The organism is Mesorhizobium sp. ORM8.1, from assembly GCF_053005525.2.
This window is the reverse complement of the sequence record NZ_CM132600.1, coordinates 5,937,185-5,957,150: the sequence shown is the minus strand read 5'-3', so window position 1 is coordinate 5,957,150 and position 19,966 is coordinate 5,937,185. Positions and strand designations below refer to the sequence as shown.

General features: G+C 56.5%; 17 protein-coding genes. 7 read left to right on the top strand and 10 right to left on the bottom strand.

The annotated features are described in order from the left end of the window. Nucleotides 1–26: 26 nt before the first annotated feature. From ACVDG8_RS29880 to ACVDG8_RS29865, 4 genes are all read left to right on the top strand, one after another. Complete coding sequence (locus ACVDG8_RS29880) at nt 27–293, top strand: acyl carrier protein (protein WP_447251657.1); 267 nt, start codon at nt 27–29, stop codon at nt 291–293. A 48-nt stretch (nt 294–341) separates the two neighbouring features. Then, nucleotides 342–1,055, top strand: a complete 714-nt coding sequence (locus ACVDG8_RS29875) for a N5-glutamine methyltransferase family protein (RefSeq protein ID WP_447251656.1) — start codon at nt 342–344, stop codon at nt 1,053–1,055. A gap of 326 nt (nt 1,056–1,381) precedes the next feature. Further along, a complete protein-coding gene (locus ACVDG8_RS29870) occupies nt 1,382–3,088 on the top strand; it encodes a type I secretion system permease/ATPase (protein ID WP_447257136.1) in 1,707 nt (568 codons plus the stop codon). An 11-nt stretch (nt 3,089–3,099) separates the two neighbouring features. After that, nucleotides 3,100–4,458, top strand: a complete 1,359-nt coding sequence (locus ACVDG8_RS29865) for an HlyD family type I secretion periplasmic adaptor subunit (RefSeq protein ID WP_447251655.1) — start codon at nt 3,100–3,102, stop codon at nt 4,456–4,458. A 38-nt stretch (nt 4,459–4,496) separates the two neighbouring features. Here the strand turns inward: ACVDG8_RS29865 and ACVDG8_RS29860 are convergent, their stop codons facing one another. Genes ACVDG8_RS29860 through ACVDG8_RS29830 form a run of 7 tightly spaced genes read right to left on the bottom strand, consistent with a single transcriptional unit; the run spans nt 4,497 to nt 10,680 of the window. Beyond that, complete coding sequence (locus ACVDG8_RS29860; protein WP_455707342.1) at nt 4,497–5,138, bottom strand: hypothetical protein; 642 nt, start codon at nt 5,136–5,138, stop codon at nt 4,497–4,499. After that, nucleotides 5,087–5,719 carry a polysaccharide biosynthesis/export family protein gene (locus ACVDG8_RS29855; RefSeq protein ID WP_455707341.1) on the bottom strand — a complete coding sequence of 211 codons (633 nt, stop codon included), beginning with the start codon at nt 5,717–5,719 and terminating at the stop codon, nt 5,087–5,089. The genes ACVDG8_RS29860 and ACVDG8_RS29855 overlap by 52 nt, the downstream gene beginning before the upstream one ends. Before the next feature lie 53 nt (nt 5,720–5,772). Then, nucleotides 5,773–7,020 carry a hypothetical protein gene (locus tag ACVDG8_RS29850; RefSeq protein WP_447251653.1) on the bottom strand — a complete coding sequence of 416 codons (1,248 nt, stop codon included), beginning with the start codon at nt 7,018–7,020 and terminating at the stop codon, nt 5,773–5,775. Continuing rightward, a complete protein-coding gene (locus ACVDG8_RS29845; protein ID WP_447251652.1) occupies nt 7,017–8,021 on the bottom strand; it encodes an SDR family NAD(P)-dependent oxidoreductase in 1,005 nt (334 codons plus the stop codon). Before ACVDG8_RS29845 ends, ACVDG8_RS29850 begins: the two co-directional genes overlap by 4 nt. 55 nt (nt 8,022–8,076) lie before the next feature. After that, entirely contained in the window at nt 8,077–8,766 is a 690-nt protein-coding gene (locus tag ACVDG8_RS29840; protein ID WP_447251651.1) for a sugar transferase, read from the bottom strand. Further along, a complete protein-coding gene (locus tag ACVDG8_RS29835; protein ID WP_447251650.1) occupies nt 8,763–9,899 on the bottom strand; it encodes a DegT/DnrJ/EryC1/StrS family aminotransferase in 1,137 nt (378 codons plus the stop codon). Before ACVDG8_RS29835 ends, ACVDG8_RS29840 begins: the two co-directional genes overlap by 4 nt. 58 nt (nt 9,900–9,957) lie before the next feature. Continuing rightward, the gene (locus ACVDG8_RS29830) at nt 9,958–10,680 is read right to left on the bottom strand and encodes a nucleotidyltransferase family protein (RefSeq protein ID WP_447251649.1); all 723 of its coding nucleotides are present in this window, start codon (nt 10,678–10,680) and stop codon (nt 9,958–9,960) included. A 634-nt stretch (nt 10,681–11,314) separates the two neighbouring features. Here ACVDG8_RS29830 and ACVDG8_RS29825 point away from each other — a divergent pair. Further along, nucleotides 11,315–11,989 (top strand): LuxR C-terminal-related transcriptional regulator, encoded by a 675-nt coding sequence (locus tag ACVDG8_RS29825; RefSeq protein WP_447251648.1) that lies wholly within the window; start codon nt 11,315–11,317, stop codon nt 11,987–11,989. On the opposite strand, the gene ACVDG8_RS29820 is transcribed toward ACVDG8_RS29825, so the two are convergent. Then, nucleotides 11,986–13,653, bottom strand: a complete 1,668-nt coding sequence (locus tag ACVDG8_RS29820) for a PAS domain S-box protein (RefSeq protein ID WP_447251647.1) — start codon at nt 13,651–13,653, stop codon at nt 11,986–11,988. The two genes, ACVDG8_RS29825 and ACVDG8_RS29820, sit on opposite strands and share 4 nt — an antisense overlap. A 347-nt stretch (nt 13,654–14,000) precedes the next feature. On the opposite strand from ACVDG8_RS29820, the gene ACVDG8_RS29815 reads away from it, so the two are divergent. Together ACVDG8_RS29815 and ACVDG8_RS29810 are read left to right on the top strand one after the other, a co-directional pair. After that, a complete protein-coding gene (locus tag ACVDG8_RS29815) occupies nt 14,001–14,687 on the top strand; it encodes a helix-turn-helix transcriptional regulator (RefSeq protein ID WP_447251646.1) in 687 nt (228 codons plus the stop codon). A 233-nt stretch (nt 14,688–14,920) separates the two neighbouring features. Next, the gene (locus tag ACVDG8_RS29810) at nt 14,921–15,997 is read left to right on the top strand and encodes an NAD-dependent epimerase/dehydratase family protein (protein WP_447257135.1); all 1,077 of its coding nucleotides are present in this window, start codon (nt 14,921–14,923) and stop codon (nt 15,995–15,997) included. Nucleotides 15,998–16,383: 386 nt separating this feature from the next. Here ACVDG8_RS29810 and ACVDG8_RS29805 read toward each other — a convergent pair whose 3' ends face one another. Both ACVDG8_RS29805 and ACVDG8_RS29800 read right to left on the bottom strand, forming a co-directional pair. After that, nucleotides 16,384–17,502, bottom strand: coding sequence for an acyltransferase family protein (locus ACVDG8_RS29805; protein ID WP_447251645.1), 1,119 nt, complete (start codon nt 17,500–17,502; stop codon nt 16,384–16,386). A 234-nt stretch (nt 17,503–17,736) separates the two neighbouring features. After that, a complete protein-coding gene (locus ACVDG8_RS29800; protein WP_447251644.1) occupies nt 17,737–19,956 on the bottom strand; it encodes a lipopolysaccharide biosynthesis protein in 2,220 nt (739 codons plus the stop codon). Between the last annotated feature and the right edge of the window lie 10 nt (nt 19,957–19,966).

Here is a 19,966-nt window from a genome sequence, read left to right as displayed (position 1 = left end):
ATGCGTTCACCAGTGGAGAAAATCCGATGCTATCCAACAAGGAAACAGAAGACGCTTTTAGCGAGAAAATTCGTGGCTTTTTAGCTTCGAATTTCTACGTAGCTGACGCCGAGGCTTTGGAAAACCACACGTCGCTACTTGACCAAGGCATCGTCGACTCGACTGGAGTGCTCGAAATTATCGGCTTCATTGAAGAAACCTTCGGCATCATCGTCGAGGACAGCGAGCTCCTGCCTGAGAACCTCGATTCCGTTCACGGAATTGCACGATACGTCATGCTGAAAAAGAACTGATCACAGCGGTATGTGGAAGGGCGCCGTAGGAAAGTAGGTGGGTCTGTCGTGAGCCAGGAAATCAGCGTCGAGGACGCTTACAGCAAAGGGCATACCACCTTCATGGGGCTGGAATTGCTCGTGGCACCTGGCGCGCTCGTACCGCGACCGGAGACGGAGTTACTCGCAACAGCCGCCCTAGATGCCTTGGGTCGATTGACGATTGCGGAGCCCCGCATTGTCGACATGTGCTGCGGCGCCGGCAATCTTGCTTGCGCCATAGCGCACTATGCCCGCGCGGCTCGGATCTGGGCGAGCGACTTAACCGATGGATGCGTGGAGGTCTCGCGTCGCAACGTGGCCTTTCATGAATTTGCCGATCGCGTTTCGGTTCATCAGGGCGACTTGTTCGAGGCTTTCTCGAACCTGGAACTGGAAGCCACGATCGACATGATCGTCTGCAATCCTCCGTACATTTCGGAAAAGCGCCTCGAGGGCGATCGCTCTCACCTGATTGACCTGGAGCCGCGCGAAGCCTTCGCGGCTGGTCCTTATGGGCTGAGCATCCACATGCGGGTTATAAAAGACGCACAGCAATACCTGCGCCCCGGTGGCATCCTGCTCTTCGAGGTCGGCCTTGGTCAGGCTCGGCAGGTCATGGGCCTGCTCGATCGCTCGAAGGCCTATGAGCATATTGGTTCGATCGCCAACGAAGGGGGCGAGGGCCGTGTCGTCGTCGCTCACATAAAGAGCTGCGGCGAATCACTCGCTCCGGAAGTCTGACCCAATCACGTTTCAACTCAGCAGACAGGCAAACGTGTCTCGACAGAGACGCCACATCAGTGGTCCGTCACATGACGATGCATCAGCGCCCTGAGGCCGGTTATCCCCAGCCCGATTCACGATTTAGCGCCTCGACGTCACGATTTTGCTGCATTTTGATAAAAATAGGCGAATGTTAGCTTGGTTAAATATTTTGGGGTGGGCAGGGTCACAACGAAAGGCAAGATCTTGTCCTATGCTTACGGAGCCCTCGAGCTCGCGCGACAATCCCAAGCGGAAAGTCGCACATCGTGAAGGAACATCGCACGCAGCAATTGCCCTCAGCCATGTCAGGCTGTTGGCATGGGCTGGTTGGCGTCGGTCTTTTTTCGGCAATGATAAACGTTCTAGCCCTCACAGGCTCCGTTTACATGCTGCAGGTTTACGACCGTGTGCTTCCTTCGCAGAGCGTTCCAACGCTTATCGGATTCACAATCGGCATGCTGGGTGTTTACGCCATATACGGGCTGCTCGATTTTGTACGGCTTCGCCTGCTGGTTCGAATAGGCAATCGCCTCTACAGAAATTTGCAGCACAAGGCCTTCACCATATCACTGTCAGTGCCCTTGGTAGCTGGGCAGGATGCGGGCCGGGTGCAGCCGCTTCGCGACTTGGACCAGCTGCGAGGTTTTCTCTCCGGTCTGGGGCCGACCGTTTTCTTCGACGCCCCATGGATGCCGTTTTACATGGTGATCATTTACCTGTTGCACCCTTCCCTTGGGATACTGGCGACCATTGGCGCCGCCGCTGTGGTGCTTTTGACGGCGGTCGCGGAAATTGTCAGTCGCAGACCCGCGGCCCGGGCTTCTGAAACACTTATCGCTCAGCGCATTCTTGCCGAGGCAGGCCGGCGCAACGCGGAAGTCGTCCGGGCGATGGGTCTCTCCGCCAGGCTTGGCCGACGCTGGGAAGAAGTCAGCCATGCGTATCTCAAAAACCAGGAACGGCTTTCCGACATTGTGGGCGGAACAGGGTCGTTGTCGAAGACACTCAGGATGGCCTTGCAATCGGGCGTACTCGGGCTTGGTGCTTATCTGGTGATAGAGGGGGAAGCTTCCCCAGGTGTGATCATCGCGTCCTCCATATTGCTCGGCCGCGCTTTGGCGCCGGTCGACGCCGCGATCGCAAACTGGAGAGGATTTCTAGCTTCCCGCCGAAGCTATTCCGACTTGATGGCGGCGCTGGATGCTTTCGGCAACCAAAAGCCGCCCATGGAGCTGCCGCGGCCGCAGGGACAGCTCTCCGTTGAGGAATTGACGATAGCTCCCCCAAGCGTACAACGACCAACGGTTCTAAACGTAAGCTTTCGCCTGGCGAGCGGTGCCGGCATGGCAATCGTCGGTCCTAGCGGCTCCGGGAAAACGACACTGGTGCGAGCCCTCGTCGGGGTATGGGCGCCAATCCGGGGAGCCGTTCGATTGGACGGAGCGGCTCTCGATCAATGGAGTTCGGAGCTGCTCGGCGCTCATATCGGCTATTTGCCGCAAGACGTCGAACTGTTCGATGGAACGGTTGCCGACAACATCTCGAGATTTGGGGGCCAGAGCGACCCGAAAGGTGTCATGGCAGCCGCTCGAGCAGCCGGCATCGACAAGATGATCATGCGGTTGCCGCAAGGATTTCAAACGCGAATCGGCGAAGGCGGGACGGCTCTATCGGCCGGGCAGCGGCAGTTGGTAGGACTCGCCAGGGCACTTTATGGCGATCCGTTTCTTGTCGTTCTCGACGAACCAAATTCCAATCTAGATTCAGACGGCGACATTGCGTTGGCGGGGGCAATCCTGGCTGTGCGTCAGCGTGGCGGCATCGTGGTTGTCGTTGCGCATCGCCCTTCGGCGCTCGTCAACATTGATCAGGTGCTCGTCATGGCAAACGGAATGATGCATGCATTTGGCCCGCGAGAAGACGTTCTCGCAAATGCGGTCCGACCTTTCCCGCTTACCGAAAAGCCAACGGTCGTTCCGTTACAGAAAGGTGTTAGCGGGCATGCTTGAGGATTTGCTCCGTGTCTGACGCGATTATTTCCACTTATGCTCGCGTCGATGCCGCGAGCCAATGGCCCGGAACGACTCCGACCAATGATCCCGACGGCATCCGGGCCAATCTGCTTCTGGGCGTGGCAACCACCGCCTTCTTGATTGTCGGCGGAGGAATGTGGTTGGGAATGACCAAGATCGCCGGCGCTGTCATTGCGCCGGCGACTGTCGTGGTCGAAAGCAGCGTAAAGAAAGTCCAACACCGGACGGGCGGCACCATCGGGGGGATATTCGCCCAGGATGGGGATCATGTACGTTCTGGCGCCGTATTGGTCAGGCTTGACGACACGCTCACGCGATCCAACCTGCAAATCGTCAGTGAAGATCTTGATCGCGTCACCATCCGCTTGGCGAGGCTCGAAGCAGAGCGACAAGGGCTGTCTGAAATGCAGATGCCATCCAACCTGCGGGTCCGCATGGGTGACCCGCGGGTGGCGGCGCTCGTCAACGGGGAACGCGCCTTGTTCGAAAGCCGAGCTACGGCGTTGGCCGGCCAGAAGGCGCAATTGCAAAGCCGCTCGGTGCAACTCGGACATCAGATCGATGGCCTTAAGGCTCAGTTGGCAGCGACGAATGATTCCTTGGACCTCCTTACCCACAGCCTTGCCGACGTCCAATCTCTTTACTCCAGGAAGCTGGTGTCCAAAGAGCGACTTAGCAATGTCGCCCTGGAAGAGGCTCGTACCCGCGGTGAGTCTGGTCGACTTGTTGCGGCAATCGCCGAGGTGCAAGCCCATATCAGTGAAACGGACTTGCAAGTGCTTCAGCTCGATGAGCAGAGGCGCAGCGATGTGACCAGCGATCTAAGGGAAAACGAAGCCAAGCGCACCGAGCTTGAAGAGCGCAAGATAGTTGCGGACGACGAACTTGCGAGGACCGATATCCGTTCTCCTCAGACCGGAACGATACAAGAATCCTCGATACACACCGTCGGAGGCGTGATTGGGCCGGGCGAGGTGCTGATGGTGGTTGTGCCGGACACTGACAATCTGGTCGTGGATGCACTCATTCCGCCAACCCGAATGGATGACGTTCAGCCGGGGCAACGGGTATCAATCCGCTTTCCTTCTTTCGATGTGGGGACGACGCCTGTCTGTGAGGGATCGGTCAAGCGTATCTCCGCGGATTTGATCAAGGACCAGGAACATCAGCTTTCCTATTTTTCGGCACGCATCCACGTCGACAATCAGGCTACCTGCCTGAAAGGTGACAAAATACTCAAACCAGGCATGCCTGCCGAGGTTCACATAAGCACCGACGAACGCAGTGTCTGGTCGTATTTGCTGAAGCCTTTCGCCGACCAGATTTCCAGGGCTTTCAAACAATAGCTCCCACGACTGGGCCGGTTCCGGGCCAGTTCAATGGTCTATTGGATTGCCACACTTTCGAGGCCGCTGCTGAACCTGACCTCTATCGTGTCTCCTGGCAGCACCTCCGTGTCTTCCTCGACGGGCTGCTTTCGCCATTCTTCGCCAACCTTGCGCACGATCGTGATCTTAGCCTGGATGGTTTCGCCACCGACTGGCAGCGGCTGCGCCGAAGCACCAGCGGGCTGCAATTTCTGGCTGGCGGCCTGAAGCCTCGCGGTCGTGTCGGCAAGGCGCACCTCGGTGTCCTTCAACTCCGTCAGCAAACCGATCTTCCGCACGTTGTCGTTGCGCTCACGTTGCCGCAGGAAGTCTTCCTGCTGACGCCGCGCCCGCATGAGCTCAACCGATGTCTGGAGCGCGCCATTGGAGGAGAGAAGCGCTGAGCGCCTGACATCGGAGAGCCTGGCGTTGGTCAGATTGCCCGCTTGAAACAATTTCGTCACCCTCGCCAGATCATCTTCATCTGCCTTGACCCCATCGTTCTCAACCTGTTCGCGCTTGGTTAGAACGTCGACTTGCGCTGCGGCATCGTTTGCGCCCTGTTCAACGTAGCTTTGCTCCTGCCGGAAGTTGTCGAGGGAAATCTTCAGCGATTCTGCCTCGGCCTTTGCAATCGCCGCGCTGAAAGCGGCGGACAATGGCGACCCTTGCGGCGGTTTTGTATCGAAACCTGCCTGATCCTGCAGTTCGGCGCGAATGCGAGCACCATGGAAGTAGTCTCGGGTGTATTCACCCCAAAGCGATTGATAATCGCGCTGTAGATCCACCGGATCAGGACCGGCCTGATTTGCACGTGATCGCAGAAGGCTAAGCCCCCGGACACTGCAACCGCCTGCCTCACAGTCATGAGCGGCCGATAGGCCTGCTGACCCGGAGTCAACACGTCACCCGTCACATAGATCGGACGATATTCCGCGACTATGGCCGTCACGTCACCGGGCTTGACGACGATCATCTGCTCCCGCCCGTCGGGCAGACGCTGGTGCAATATCTTGGTAGGCAATATCGCTGCCATGTGGGCCTGCAGTTCGGCAGGTGTCAGGCCGCCGACTGCTATCATCCCGACCTCGGGAATCGCGATCGTTCCGTCCATCTGGATTACGGCGCGCTGAGTTCGCTCAGGTATCGACGAGATCCCAATCTCGACTATGTCGCCAGGAGAGAGTTTGTAAACGCCTCCCGCGTCCGCCGCAGAAGCAGTATCCATCGCGGCCAGCATGCCAAGCGCTACAAAAAGCTTCGCTTCGTGAATAGCATGGGTGAGGTCTCCATTCAGTTCGACTTCGGCTCTTCCGGCCAGTCGACACGGGTGACGAAGTCATAGACGGGCCCGCCGGGCACATCCCAGTTGCTCGACCAGATTACCTGTGAGCCATCAGGGGATGGCGAGGCATGGGTCTCGCTTCGATAGTCAAAATCAATGCTATGTGTCTGCGCAATGCGCCGGACCTCTCCGCTGCCATCGAGGCGCAGTGCAATTATCTCTCGTGCGTAAGGCGCCATTTCAGGACGGCTTGAAATCTCGTCCGGATTGCCGCCGTAGCTCAGGAAGACCCAGCCGGGTTTGGCCAACGAGCGCAATGAGGCATGCGAAGCCTCTCCGTATTTCATAAGGGACGTCACTCTCCCGTCAGACAGCCGGCGCTTGATCACCTGATATTTGTCGGGGTCGGATTTGCTGATGCCGACATAGATTTCGCTGCCATCGGCGTCGACCGTCATGTCGCCGTGCCCGGGCCGATGATGTTGTGTCCACTTCTGGCCTGGAGTGCCGTCGACCGAGAAGATAAATGCCTGTTCGGTGCCGTCCGCCAGTTCCTGAATGCAGAGAATATTCTCACCGAGAGGTGAAATCGAACAATTGTCATTGTCGCCAGCAAGCTGCCCAAGCGCGATATCCACGAACTTGCGTTGCAGCTTGAGATCGTAGGCAAAGACGACCTCGGCACCATCCGCGCGAAGCGCACGCACCGCTATGCGGTTGCCGTCTCGGCTTGGGTTGCCTTTGCCTGGCCCGAAGTGCAGATCCCGATAGTCCTTTGAATCGAACAGCACATCCTCGCGGTTGGTCCGAGGCGCCCAGGTCGATATTTGCTGGCCTCGAACGCAGATCATCAGATCCGCGTTTTCAGGGTGCCATTCGCATTCGCCCGATCGATCACGCATCAGCAGCGGGACGAATGTGTGGCCATCAAGAAAGCACATTCCATTGCAGCCATTGGTTATAACGAGAAGGCTCTGGTCGGCATTCCAAGCTTGGGCGCTGGAATAGCGGTGGCTGCAATAGTTTTTTACGCACGCGACCCCATTGCCGAGCGGCCCGGGCTTTGTGATCCGGGTGAAAGTTTCCCCAAACGCAGGATCGATAGTCGGGCGCAGATAGTCAGGTAGACGCATCGCAGCCGTGGCAACAAACAGCGTTGACGTGCTGCTGTCTTGGCCTGCAGCAGCCTGCAAACAAAGAAATGCGACAGCGGCAATCAATGGCACCGCCAACGCTGGTCGGCGAAGAAAGATCATGTCATGTAACTCATTTCTCGCCGTACCCGGCCTTCGCTAAGGCGCCCCCTCCACCATGAGATGGTGCGCTCCAGTCCATCTCGCAGATTGGTACGCGCTTGCCATCCGGTTTGGGTTTCGAATTGCGTCGAGTCTGCAAGAAGTGCACGAACCTCGGAATTCTGCGGGCGCAAGCGGCTTTCATCTCGATGGATAGGTTTCTTCGAACCGCTCAGCTCGATTACCAGATCCAAGACTTCCGCAATCGTGGCGGCGCGCTGGCTTCCGGCATTGTAGGCATGGCCGAATGCAAGTTCTGCAATGCCTGCGGTCAAAAACGCCGCGGCCGTGTCTTCGACAAAGGTCAGGTCTCGGATAGGAGTTGTGTCCCCTACCATGATGGCCGAACAATTGTTGTCCAGTGCCTGCCTGATTATGGTCGGCACTATGGCTCGTTCGCTTTGGCGTGGGCCGTAGGTGTTGAACGGCCGCAAAGTGACGACGGGGACGCCAAATGACCTGGCGTAGGCTTCCGCCATCATATCGGCCCCAATCTTGGACGCCGAATACGGGGATTGGCCCTGCAACGGATGAGATTCCTTGATGGGCATGGTCAGCGCCGTGCCATAGACCTCGCTGGTCGAGGTGTGCACCACACGCTCGGTATCCCACTGACGGGCTGCCTCAAGGACATTCATCGTGCCCAGGACGTTGGTTTCCACGTATGACTGGGCGGCCGCGTACGAATATGGAATTGCGATCAGTGCCGCCAAATGGAAAACCACGACCTGGCCACGTATAATCCTGTTCAGGAATGCGCTGTCGCGTACATCACCACGCACGAAGTGCAGTTGGCTGCGAATGTTGTCGGGCAAATCGTCGAGCCAACCATGACTGTCGAACGAATTGTAAAGCGCCAATGCCGTGACATCCGCCCCACTGCGGACCAGCGCTTCGGTGAGATGCGACCCGATAAATCCATCGGCGCCCGTGACCAGAACTTTCTTGCCTTCGTAGCCCATGACTAATCGTCTCTCTTGCCATGTCGGACTCTGATCGTGGAATTGACCAGAGTTTCTATCCTGAATGCACTTCCATATTGATCGGTGATGGCGGTACACTGCCGAAGACAGCTAGAAAGCCGCGAACCATCCAGACGGCGTCAGCCATCAGGGTTCGTCGCGGATAATAGGAAAGGTCGATTTTGGCCTTGGCGGGAAATAGAATCTCCCGGTAATACGTTAATGGGTCCAAACACTGCGGATATAATCTGGCTTCATTTCGAAAGAGAACCTGCGTAGGCCCGAGCAATCCGGGCTTATACCCCAAGACAGCCTCGGCTCCCCCGTGGAAACAATCGGCAAATGCCAGGCTCTCGGGTCGTGGCCCAATAATTGCCATGTCGCCTATAATCACATTCCATAGTTGCGGCAGCTCATCGAACTTTGTTGCGGCGAGGACCCGGCCTACCCTCGTCATGCGGTTGTCACCGGCAACGGTCAATGCAAAGCCATGAGGATCGGATCGCACATCAAATTTGCGGAACTTGTACATGCGGAAGGGCCGGGCGCCCGCGCCTAGACGCGTTTGCGCAAACAAAACGGGCCTGCCGCCTTCGATAAGAAGAGCGATAGCAATCATCAGCATCAACGGAGTGAACAAGACCGCAGCAAAGCCTGCGACAGCAATGTCGATCAGACGCCGCACAAACCCATGGTCCGAGACGGCAATGAAACGCCGGTGAAGGGATCGATCTGTTGCATTCATGCGGCTGTTCCTGCTTGGGCGCAGCTGTTCACCGCGGTTGCCAAAGCCTCCACAACCGCTTCGACAGTTGCTGACGTCATCTGCGGGTGAAGTGGAACCGTCAGCTCCCGCTGTGCAAAATCTTCTGTACGCGGCAAATGGGTTCCGGGAGAAAGCTCGCGATACAGTGTCAGCTGGTGCACTGGCGAATAATGGATCGTGGTCTGGATCCCCTGGTCGCGCAGTTCGTCGATAACGTCCTGCCGGTCAGCGTATCGCGGTAGAAGGATCGGCATGATGTGGTGCGCCGAAGTCCTCGGTTCACTGAAGGGAACCGTCACCGCTGGGCAACGTGTCGCAATGTGACGCCGATAAAGGACGGCAAGGATACGTCTTATCTCGTTCCATTCCTGCAGGTTCTGCAGCTGGACGAGTCCAATCGCCGCCCGCATCTCATCCATGCGATAATTGAACCCAAGCATGGTAACGTCATACTGCGGCGTGCGACTGTTCAGCCGCTGGTGTGTGCCGCTGGTCATGCCATGCCCGCGCGCCTGGCGAATCCTCTGAAGCAGTTCGGGATCCTTGGCGATTACGGCGCCTCCTTCGGCGGTTGTCATGTTCTTGTTGCCGTAGAAGCTGAAGGCTGCCGCAACGCCATACGTCCCCACTTCCTTCAAGCCAGGAGCATGCGCCGCGTCTTCGATGATGTGCAGTCCCCGTGCACGGGCGAACCGTTGCCATTGTTCCCGATTGGCGAGATATCCCGCGAAGTGGACGAGAATAACGGCCTTCGTGCGCGTCGTGCACCGGGCCTCGGCTTCCGCAAGCGACATCAACGGCAGGTCGGCTGACTCGATATCGACAAAGACGGGAGTAGCGCCGACATAGAGCACTGAATTCGCGGTTGCCACAAACGTTAGCGACGGCACCAGCACCTCATCGCCTGGACCGATACCAAGTCCGTGCAAAATGAGATGAAGTGCCGCCGTACAGGAACTGACCGCAACGCAATCCTCCGCGCCATGCATGCGGGCGAATGATTCCTCAAACAGTTGCACCTGCTCGCCCATGGTCAACCAGCTGCTATCAATGACTTTTGATAGAGCCGCCTTCTCCGGAACACCCAAAATTGGGGCACTGACCAAGAGCATGGTAACCTCACTCCCATATTGATTATTCGTGTTTGAGTTTCTCGCGGCCGGCGATCTGTCAGGCGGCCGCTGCCGCGACTTCGATCGAAGCCGATTGCTCTTCCCAGGAAATGGCTTGGGCATTCTGAAAATCATCGACGCGGCCGATATCGAGCCATAGCCCTTCATGCTTGTAGACATGGACGGGCGTGCCCTGCTGCATCATCTGAAGCATCAAGTCGTCGAATCCGAACGGTATCCCCGACGGAATAAAATTCAGAACATTTGGGTTCATGCAGTAGATGCCCATGCTCACGAGATGAGAAAGCGTCGGCTTCTCGCGGAACATCTGCACTGCATTGTCGACTTCGTCTATGACGCCGAAATCCATCTTGATGAGGCGGTTGGCGGTGGCGATGGTCACCGGGTCCTTGTGTTTGCGGTGCGCGGTTATAAACCGACTGAGGCTGAGGTCGGTGAGAACGTCGCCGTTGAGCACAATAAAGGGCTCATTCAGTTCATCTCTGATCAGCGAGAGTGGCCCAATAGTGCCCAGTGGCTCCGACTCCTGCGTGTATCGTATCCTCAGGTTCCATTGCGAACCGTCGCCGCATACGCTGCGGATGAGATGTCCGAGATACCCAGTCGTGATATAGACGTCTTCAATGCCATTGCGTCGCAGCCACTTCAAAAGCAACTCGAGCACGGGCCGAGCACCGATCGGCATCAAGGGCTTCGGCAAAACCGACGTGAAGGGACGAAGTCGTGTTCCCATTCCACCGCATTGAATAACCGCTTTCATCCGATCCTCCATAGGTCATGGCCAGGTCCATTGTTGCTGCCTGGATAGACGCGCCTCGTCGCTCGAACATGAAAATTCGGACAGAAACTCACCTGCACGTCAGTCCGAGCATCTTATGAAGAACGGTATTTGACCGCTGGAGGGATGTCGTCGTGCAATCGAATGGCACCAGTCCATCGCCTCCAGCGGTCAACGGCTACACCTTATCCGTCGCGCGGGCGACGGCGGCAAAAGTGCCTGCCAGCATCGAAAAAATTGCTTAGCCACGAACTTTCACGCCAGTATGGAGACCGGAAATTTTCACCTGTTTGAGTTGGCTTGCTGCCACCCCGCAAGATGCTGAATTTCAGATGGAATTTTCCTTAGCTGGCCACCGACACGCCGGATCGAAACATAACTTTTTGACGAAGCCGGAGATGGCGCGATTCCAGTCGGTTAATCGAACCTTTGAAAAAAGGGGAGATTTTTCCGACATTTACGATTATATTAGCGCAGCGGTGTGCAAGTGCCGAGGACTAATCCGGACGTTCGACGAGTGGTTGGCCAGCCCGCCAAGGCCTCCCGCCGATCGATCGTTCGGCGCAGTAAGTTTTCTAAGGCCTCGTTTGTTGGGGCCTGCGTTGGGGTGGCAACCATGTATCGAATCGTCATTGCCGACGATCACGGTCTGTATCGTCGTGGCCTGAGTCTGGCGCTGAGCGCTGCTTTTCCGGAAGTCGAAATATTCGAGGCCGGGTACCTTGACGCGGTCATCAACCTCTTGGCGCAGCGAGAACATATTCATCTTGCCATTTTGGATCTGAACATGCCGGGGCTGTTCAACCAGCAAGCGCTCAGCGATGTTTTGTCAGCGTATCCCGATACGCGCTTCGCAATCGTTTCAGGCAACGATTCACGGTCAGAGATATTGAGGGCATTGTCGATCGGGCTTCACGGCTACATCGTGAAATCTCAGAAAGATGAAGAAGTGGTGTCGGCAGTGCGCGAGATTCTAGCTGGCCGCATCTATGTTCCGGCGCTCTTATCCCGAACGTCCGCAGGTTCTGTGGCAAACGGATCCCAAACAGCGAGAGCCGTGGCGCAGCGGCGAATTGTAGCCGCCAGCCTTAGCAAGTTGACCTCGAGGCAACGAGATGTGCTCAAGCTGATGGCCGAAGGCTTCTCGAACAAAGAAATAGCTCGCAATCTGGATATCGCTGAGGCAACGACGAAAATCCACGCCGCTGCCGTTCTGCGAGAGTTAGGAGTACGCAACCGAACGGAGGCAGCCGTTGTGCTCCAGAACTGGCATTCGAAGAATATTGATTAAGGCTCGATTTCGCGTCGCGACAACCGGATCGAATATCGTAAACCGCCATCCAATATTTCGAGCTTCGAAGAATGGCCGATAAGCGGCGCAGTATTGACGCCCAATATCATCGAACCGATGCCATGGCCAGCGGCCTTGGCTTTTCCGCGTCGCCCCGATTCAATCCAATCGAACACGACGTCATCGCTTTCCCCACCTTCTGGCGTGAATGCCCATTTCACCTCTAGCCGCCCCCGTGACTCGCCGAGTGCTCCATATTTCACGGAGTTCGTCGTAAGCTCATGAACAATCATTGCAAAGGTCTCGGCGGCGCCACTCGTCATCGTGACGTCAGGGCCGTACGTCGCTATCTTGCGCGTTTCCACGTAGGGTAGCAATTCCTGAACCACGAGATCCTTAAGCAGCACGGAGTTGCCGTTACCGCGCGAAATCAATGTATGCGTCTGTTCAAGGGCCCGTATACGATCGATCAAACGCTCCTTGAATTTCCCGATATTATTTTCAGGAACATTGACCATTTTCACCAGCGCTGTGACGACCGAGAAAAGATTGCTAAACCGATGCCGCTGCTCGATCAATTTGCGTTCCCGTCGCCTTACCGTGGCGCGCAGGAGCGTGGTCTGCCGGCGCTCAGTCAGGTCGGCTGCTATTCCGATTAGCAGCGTTTGATCATCTTGCTTTCTCCCGCGCAGGGCGACCCAACGGATGAGTCCATCCGGCCGCCGCACCCTTATCTCGACGTCGTAATTCGAAACGGATCCTTCAGGAACCGCGATCTTGGGCCAATCCCCCGGATGTATGACAGCAGCAAGCTCCTCAATTGGCCGACCGACGGAGTCGGGCAGACCAAGAATCTCCCAGAATTTATCTGAACCTGCGACAATGCCGCTTTTGAAGTCGATTTGCCAGGTTCCTAACCGCCCGGCTGAAAGGGCTAAATCGAGGCGTTCTTTCTGAGATCGGATCGCTTCACGCGCCGTCCGTCGTTCCGAAATGTCGTCGACAACGACGATCGCGCTCTCCGAAAGCAGCCCCTCGGAGCGTGACGAGGACAAGCTCAGACGAGCCCAAAATGGAGAACCGTCCTTCTTCAACAAACGGACTTCCGCACCAAACGGTGCCGTGGAATTGCCCCGATCGGCGAGTGCCTTGATCACGACATCACGGTCATCGGGATGAACAAGACGCACAAGCGGAAATTGAGCAAGTTCGGCTTCCCTATACCCTGTCAGCTCACACAGACGCTTGTTGGATTGCAGAAGCTCACCTTTTTCGTTGGTATTCGCAAAGCCGATCGCCGCACGCTCGAACACCGAACGAAAGCGGCTTTCGGTCGCCTCGACAATGGCCAATCTGTTTTCGGCGACCTCTAGCGCGTTCCTCAGATCCTGCCGTAAGCGGCTGAATAGGAAGGCGATCATAAAGCCAGAAACCAGGAGGGAGATTGCCCGCAGCCAATCCTCCGAGGGAATTGGACCGCGTAGAATTCTTTCAGCTCCTAGGCCGGCGGCGATCGTCGCCAAGGTTGCAATGATTGCAGCGCCGCGCCCTACAAGATATACCGCTACAATTATAGCTGGTATAGAGGATATAAACGTTTCTTCTGTTCTTGCACTGTATAAGTTTGTTATTTCCAGCACTATTGTAATAACCAGCACCGACATGGAAGCCACGTGAGCTAGCGATATACCTTTTAGACGCGAAGACAATCCATGCAAACGCAACCTCATATGGCCAGATTACAACCTTTGGCTTAGTCCGTCGAGCCTAGAACGCTACCAACCGGTCTAGTCCCCCTGCCGGATTGCGGGTCCCAAATCCCAGATTACTATTGCTTTCCGACGAGCCTAGGGTTCGTTCGGATCGTCGTAAACGTGCGGTTCAAAAAACGCTGCAAGTTCCTGAGAAAGAAGCACTTTCTAGACAGAAGGCGCCTGTTTCTCGCGTGATGCAGCGACATAGTAGGAGACTTGAGGAGTTCAATTCGGCCAAACACGGGTGGGGTAAGGCTATGTCTTTCATCGATAGGCGCAACGACACGGTTGCGAATAAGCGACACATTGTTTTGAGCACTGCCTTTGGCAGGGTTGAGCGCACAACACGCGACACGCCAGACAAACAACGCACCATTGCCGGCGAGTCGAAGCGAAGGAGCATGGAATCCGTCACCGGCATGCTCGATCGCATTGGCTGCGGCTTTCTCGTCCTGAACCGCGAAAGGAAGGTGGTGGAGTGGAACACCGCTGCTCAAAGCACCTTCGAGCGCCAAGGTGAGGCGGCCGGTACGGCTCTGGAGCTTACGGCTTCGCTAAGACGGCTGGTCGCGAACGTTCCAACCAATTTTCTGCCAGGCTCGTTGTCGTGGGTGGTGATCCGCACCGCTGACGACCGACCGGTGATACTCAACGAGGGCGGGGTCATTACCCCCGACGGAACGAGTATCGTGGCGTTGTTGGACCGAGGGAATCGGTCTTCGGCCAATCCTCAGACACTGCAAAAAATGTTTGGCCTTACAAGTGCGGAAACTCAGCTTGCGATGCGATTGGCTCAAGGGGACGCTCCCCTGGAGATCGCCCGCAGCTGGCGGCTCAGCCGCACGACAATACGATCCCAACTTGCCGCGCTATTTGCCAAGACTGAAACCAAGCGCCAGGGTGAATTGGTCGCTCTCCTCGCACGGATTTCCGTATTGCCGTGACAGAGCCGCCTCGATCGCGAGGCGGCGTTTGCCCAAGAGATCTGGATCGGAACGGCATGGCGATTGTGCAAACCGCAGCCTCACCCGATCCAGCTGAAAACCTCGATGTTGCAAAGCTCGAAGCGGGAAAATTCGTCATGGTCGGAGAGAAGTCCAAGCGCAAGGGCGCGGACAATGTTCAGCGCGACGTATCCGGTCCCACAGGGATGAGACCTGATCGATCCGATTCGGATATGGCAGCTAAGCATCTGGCACCAACAGGACCTATCGTAGTCACCGGTGCCGCGGGGTTCATCGGGTTTCACGTGGCTTCGCGGCTTTTGCGCTACGGTGCGGACGTCATAGGCGTGGATAATTTCACGCCCTACTATGATCCAAGACTCAAGGAAGCCCGTTTCGCACACCTATGTGCCGAGTCACGGTTCACTCCGATACGCATGGATTTGGCAGATCGGTTGCCGGTGCAGTCTCTGTTTTCCGACTTTCGACCTTCACATGTCGTCCACCTGGCTGCTCAGGCGGGCGTACGCTATTCGCTTGTCGACCCGCACGCCTATGTCCAGTCCAACATTGTGGCGTTTCTCAATATTCTGGAGGGCTGCCGGCACGTCGGCACCAGGCACCTGGTCTACGCCTCGTCGAGTTCGGTCTACGGCGCCAACCAGACCATACCTTTTTCCGAACACCATGGCGCCAACCACCCACTCAGCTTCTACGCCGCCACCAAGTGTTCAAATGAAGCCATGGCGCATTCGTACAGTCATCTGTTCGGCTTGCCGGCGACGGGATTGCGGTTCTTCACTGTCTACGGGCCCTGGGGTAGACCCGACATGGCGGTCTATGCATTCACCCATGCCATCGCCGAAGGACGCACGATCGATGTGTCCAACGCCGGCCGTGTCTGGCGAGATTTTACCTACATCGACGACATCGTCGAAGGAGTAGTCAGAGTGCTCGGCGCGTCACCCTGTGCCGATCCGAATTGGGATGCTCGTGCTGCTGATCCTGCCATCAGCTCAGCTCCATATCGCCTCTACAACATCGGCAACGATCGTCCCGAGGAGATTAACCGGCTGATCGCGCTTATAGAGTCAGCCCTTGGTCGCCGGGCGCTTCGCAGGGATGTGCCTTTGCCTCCAGGTGACGTTCTTGAGACACGCGCTGATGTCGGCGACCTTCGTCGCGCCGTAAATTTCGCGCCCGCGACGACGCTCGAAGATGGCGTGAACCGCTTTGTCGAATGGTATCGACACTTTCACGGAAGTGGCGCGAGATCCGTGACAGAGCAACAAACGCTCGTACCTGTGTAAGCCTTGCCGGCGGCTGGTGCTGCGGTCTGGTGTGCCGACCTGCTGTCTGATGCCGGCAAGCCAGGCTATGTCGGCCGCCGCGGGGCTATTACTCCGAGCACGCACACGTCCTCGTGGAGCGATGTGATCCATGCCAGACATCAAAGCCCGGATCAGCGGTTTGCTCATTGGCGTTTCGATGAAACGCCAATGAAAAAGAAGCAATAAGCATCTGTTGGCGACCTTCGTCGCGCCGTTAACTTCGCTCCCGCGACCACGCTCGAAGATGGGGGGACGGCTTTGTCGATGTCGACACTTTCACGGAAGCGGCGCGAAATCCCTGACAGAGCAACAACGCTCGTACCCATGTAAGCTTGCCGGGTGCCGTCGTCTGGTGTGTCGGCGAGTCAAGGGCTATGTGGCGCCACGGGGCTGGCGCTCCGAGCACGCACGGATCCTCCTGGCGCGATGTGATCCATGCCAGACATCAAAGCTCGGATAAGCGGTTTGCGTATTGGTGTTTCGATGAAACGCCAGACCAAAAAAGAAGCAAGGAGCACCGCTAGCAGTACGACAAAGAACGCGGCGTTCTTGCCGACTAGCGGATACAGAGCGTTGAGAGAGATGTAACCGATATACTGATGAAGAAGATAAAGTGGGTAAGTTAATCCGCCGAGCATCAGAACGGTTTTTGAAGCACCCACGATGGAGCGGACCAGCAGTGCGCCCACAAAAATCCCAAAGACAAACCCATTGGCGACGAAGAGACCGGGATAGGAGACGGCCATTCCGTAATGCTCCTGCATCCAGCCTTGATCGAATCTGATCGTCTGGCACGACAACAGGAATGCCGCGGCAAGAAGGACAAGCGCCGCCGGCGAACGACCTTTTGTAACAACCTGTTGGGCCAAAATACCGAAGGCAAAAAAAGGCGCGTAGCCTGTGATAAGCAAAATTCGTATCGCCGTGTTTCCGAAAAAGAGCTCATTTCCTGCCGAAATTACGAGCCAGACGGCGACGATAGCCAGCTTCCAACGCTGGAAGGCTCCCGCAAAAATGAGCGCCGCAACCCAGCCATAGAACACGATCTCGAGCATGATCGACCAATAGACGCCGTCCATCGACGGTCTGCTGAAAGCGCGGGCGAACATGGAAAGATTGGCGACATATGTAGAAATGTTTGTCGGAAATCTCGGATTGTCAGCGATCGTGAGAATTAAAAACGTCAACGTCATGCAGACGAGAAATCCAGGATAAAGCCTCACGAAACGCGCGACGGCGAATTCCTGCCACGTTCTCCCCTCGGCCGACCACGCGATGACAAAACCGCTGATAAGGAAGAAAAGACTGACACCGAGATAGCCATAGATGGCGAACGGCGCGGCGGCAGGGTAGCCGGCGCTGACATCTCCGGCAATTGGCCCCCGAAAAAGGTAGTGAAAGCACACAACCGCCAGGGCAGCGACCAACCGCAACAGGTCGAGTGATGCAAGGCGCGATGAGTTGGTGTTGCCACCTCGTTCCATTGCCCCCTCCTCGTCGCTACAGGGTCTTTTGACGCGGACTGCAAGCTTGGTCTCTAGGCTTCAAGGTCCAGAGAAGGCCTCAAGCGCGCATCAATAGTGCTTGTCGCCTCCGCCCATATCATCGTGCGTTTGCATGAGTTTGGCTTCGTCACCAGAATCGGAGAAAAGGTTCACGATGCTCTCGCGATAGAATGCTGGTCGCGATATCCCGGTGACGGCCAAAGCCGATCTGGATCAAGGTAAAAACCAATACCGTTGGTGGGTCTCGACTGTGCGCGCTTTCAATGACATCAACGCATGAATCAGCCCAGGCGTGATCTTCAGCCGCTTTCGGATGTAGACCGCCATTGCAACGTTCCACACAAGCAAGGCAAGGGCCAGGCCAATCGCGGCACCCAGCGGGCCGTAGATCTCTATCCCGATAACGCAGCCGATGACGCCAATGGCTGCGCCCATGATCATCGTCACCGCGGCAGCCCACTCGTTCCCAGTCATGGTCAAGAGATTCAACTGCGGTCCGCATAAGGCCACGAATACGTACCCAAGCATCAGCACCCTCGCGATGGGCGCCCCGCTACCGAAGTCTTCGCCGAACCAGCTCAAGAGCGGTCGAACAATCACCAGCAAAGGAATTGCCATTGCAATTGCGGCGCCGGAAGACAGTAGGGCAGCTCGCGAAAACAGGTCCTGCAAACCCTTGCGGTCGTTTCGTGCGTAGAGCGTGGCCGCAGCTGGGGAAAACATCGTGGAGACCGCCACCAACGAGAGACCAACAAGCAACGCGACATTGAGCCCCAAGGCAAAGATGCCCGCGTCACGTATATGGCCGGTCCAGCCCAGCACCATCACCCCTGCCCGGTTGATGAAGACGTCAAGACCCGCCATGAGCATGATCGGCGGAACCGCCGACCACCAATCCTTCGATGCGTCCGCGGGTTCAGCCTGTCGCAAACCTGGCGGCTGAAATCTCATCGCCAGGATGAATACCAACCCGACTGTTACCGCTGAACTTGTCAGCACCGCCTGCATGACCAACGGCGCGTTCAAAGTCCACGAGCCGGACAACGCTGCGATCGCCAGCAATGTCAGCAGCAACCCGTCACGCACAATGCGTTCTGGCAAAAGCGCAGAGACCCCGCCGCCGAAAGCACGGATGAGAGCGGCCCCGAGGGCCGAAGTCGTGACCAATGGAACAGCTGCCATACCAAGCAGCTGGCTGATCGCGAGTTCTCTGTTGCCGGAACTCGATGACAGACAGATATAAGTCGCACCCGCGGCGCCAAACAGGGTCGCCACCGCCACGGATCGCTGAAAGGCAAATCTGATCACACCGTGAGCCAGGTCAAGACGCCCTTGGGCTCTGTAGGCGGATACGAAACGCAGCAATGATACGTTGAACCCAAGCGTCGCGAGATAAGCGAGGACCGATGTTGTTGAAAGAACATAGGAATAAATACCGTAGCTGGTTGAACCTACGATACGCGCGATGAGCAATTGCGCCAGGCTCGTCAGACCTGCGCCAGTCACGTAGATCATAAGGGCAAATACAGTGGCATAGCCCAGGCTACGCTTTATCTCCTCCTTGCCGAGCGCCGCTGGATCCACCTCAATTGCAGATGCGATGGCCTTTGGTATTGTTATCGTATCGCCACCGTCGTCGAGATAGGCTGTGTCCGCTGTCAAAGGTTGATGATCGGCTTTGTTTGGGCGCATCGGAATAACCCGATCGTGAACAATCTCGGAGATGATCTTGCGGCTGACACGCTGGACGCTTTCTGACAATGAGCGGTCGTCCAAGGTTTCAACCGAAACTGTCTTGCGGCCGCTTGCCACAAGAATGTCATCGATATTTTGAAACACGCCGAACGATCGCATGTTTGCGTCGAAATCCGCCTCAAGAATTCGCTCGGCCGGAGCCTCATGCCTTATTCGTTCAAGCAAGCGAGCCTCGACTGCTGATCGAGGCAATACGACCCTGAACGTAAAATCTGCAGCGGGGGTGACTTTTAAAGCCCTTGCTATCGAAATGCTGTCAGCGCATCCGCGAAAAATCGCCAGTGACGCGACTGCCTGAACGTATCCCTGGTCGAATATCGTTATCTCTTTTGATTGCCTAGCCTGATCCCACCGATAGGAAAGGTTGACAATATTTTGCCATATCCTGGCTTTCCAGATTAGTTTTCTTGGCTGTATTTGCTTTATCATCGACGATGCCATCGATATATATTTTATCAAATCAGGAGTATATATAAATAGCTTTGCGGTCGCAAATATAGCCGCGAACACCCTAAAAACAAACATAAATATTCCAAGATCTACGCTTCTTGCCCTCCTGCTTGGCTTATGACTGAGGACCACCTCCGTGGCGTATCCTTGCCCACGCAGCCGGTGGGCAAGCGCATGAGCAAACACTGCCTTGCCGGCGCCAGGTGGCCCAAAGAGTTCGATAATCATTTCCGGTGAC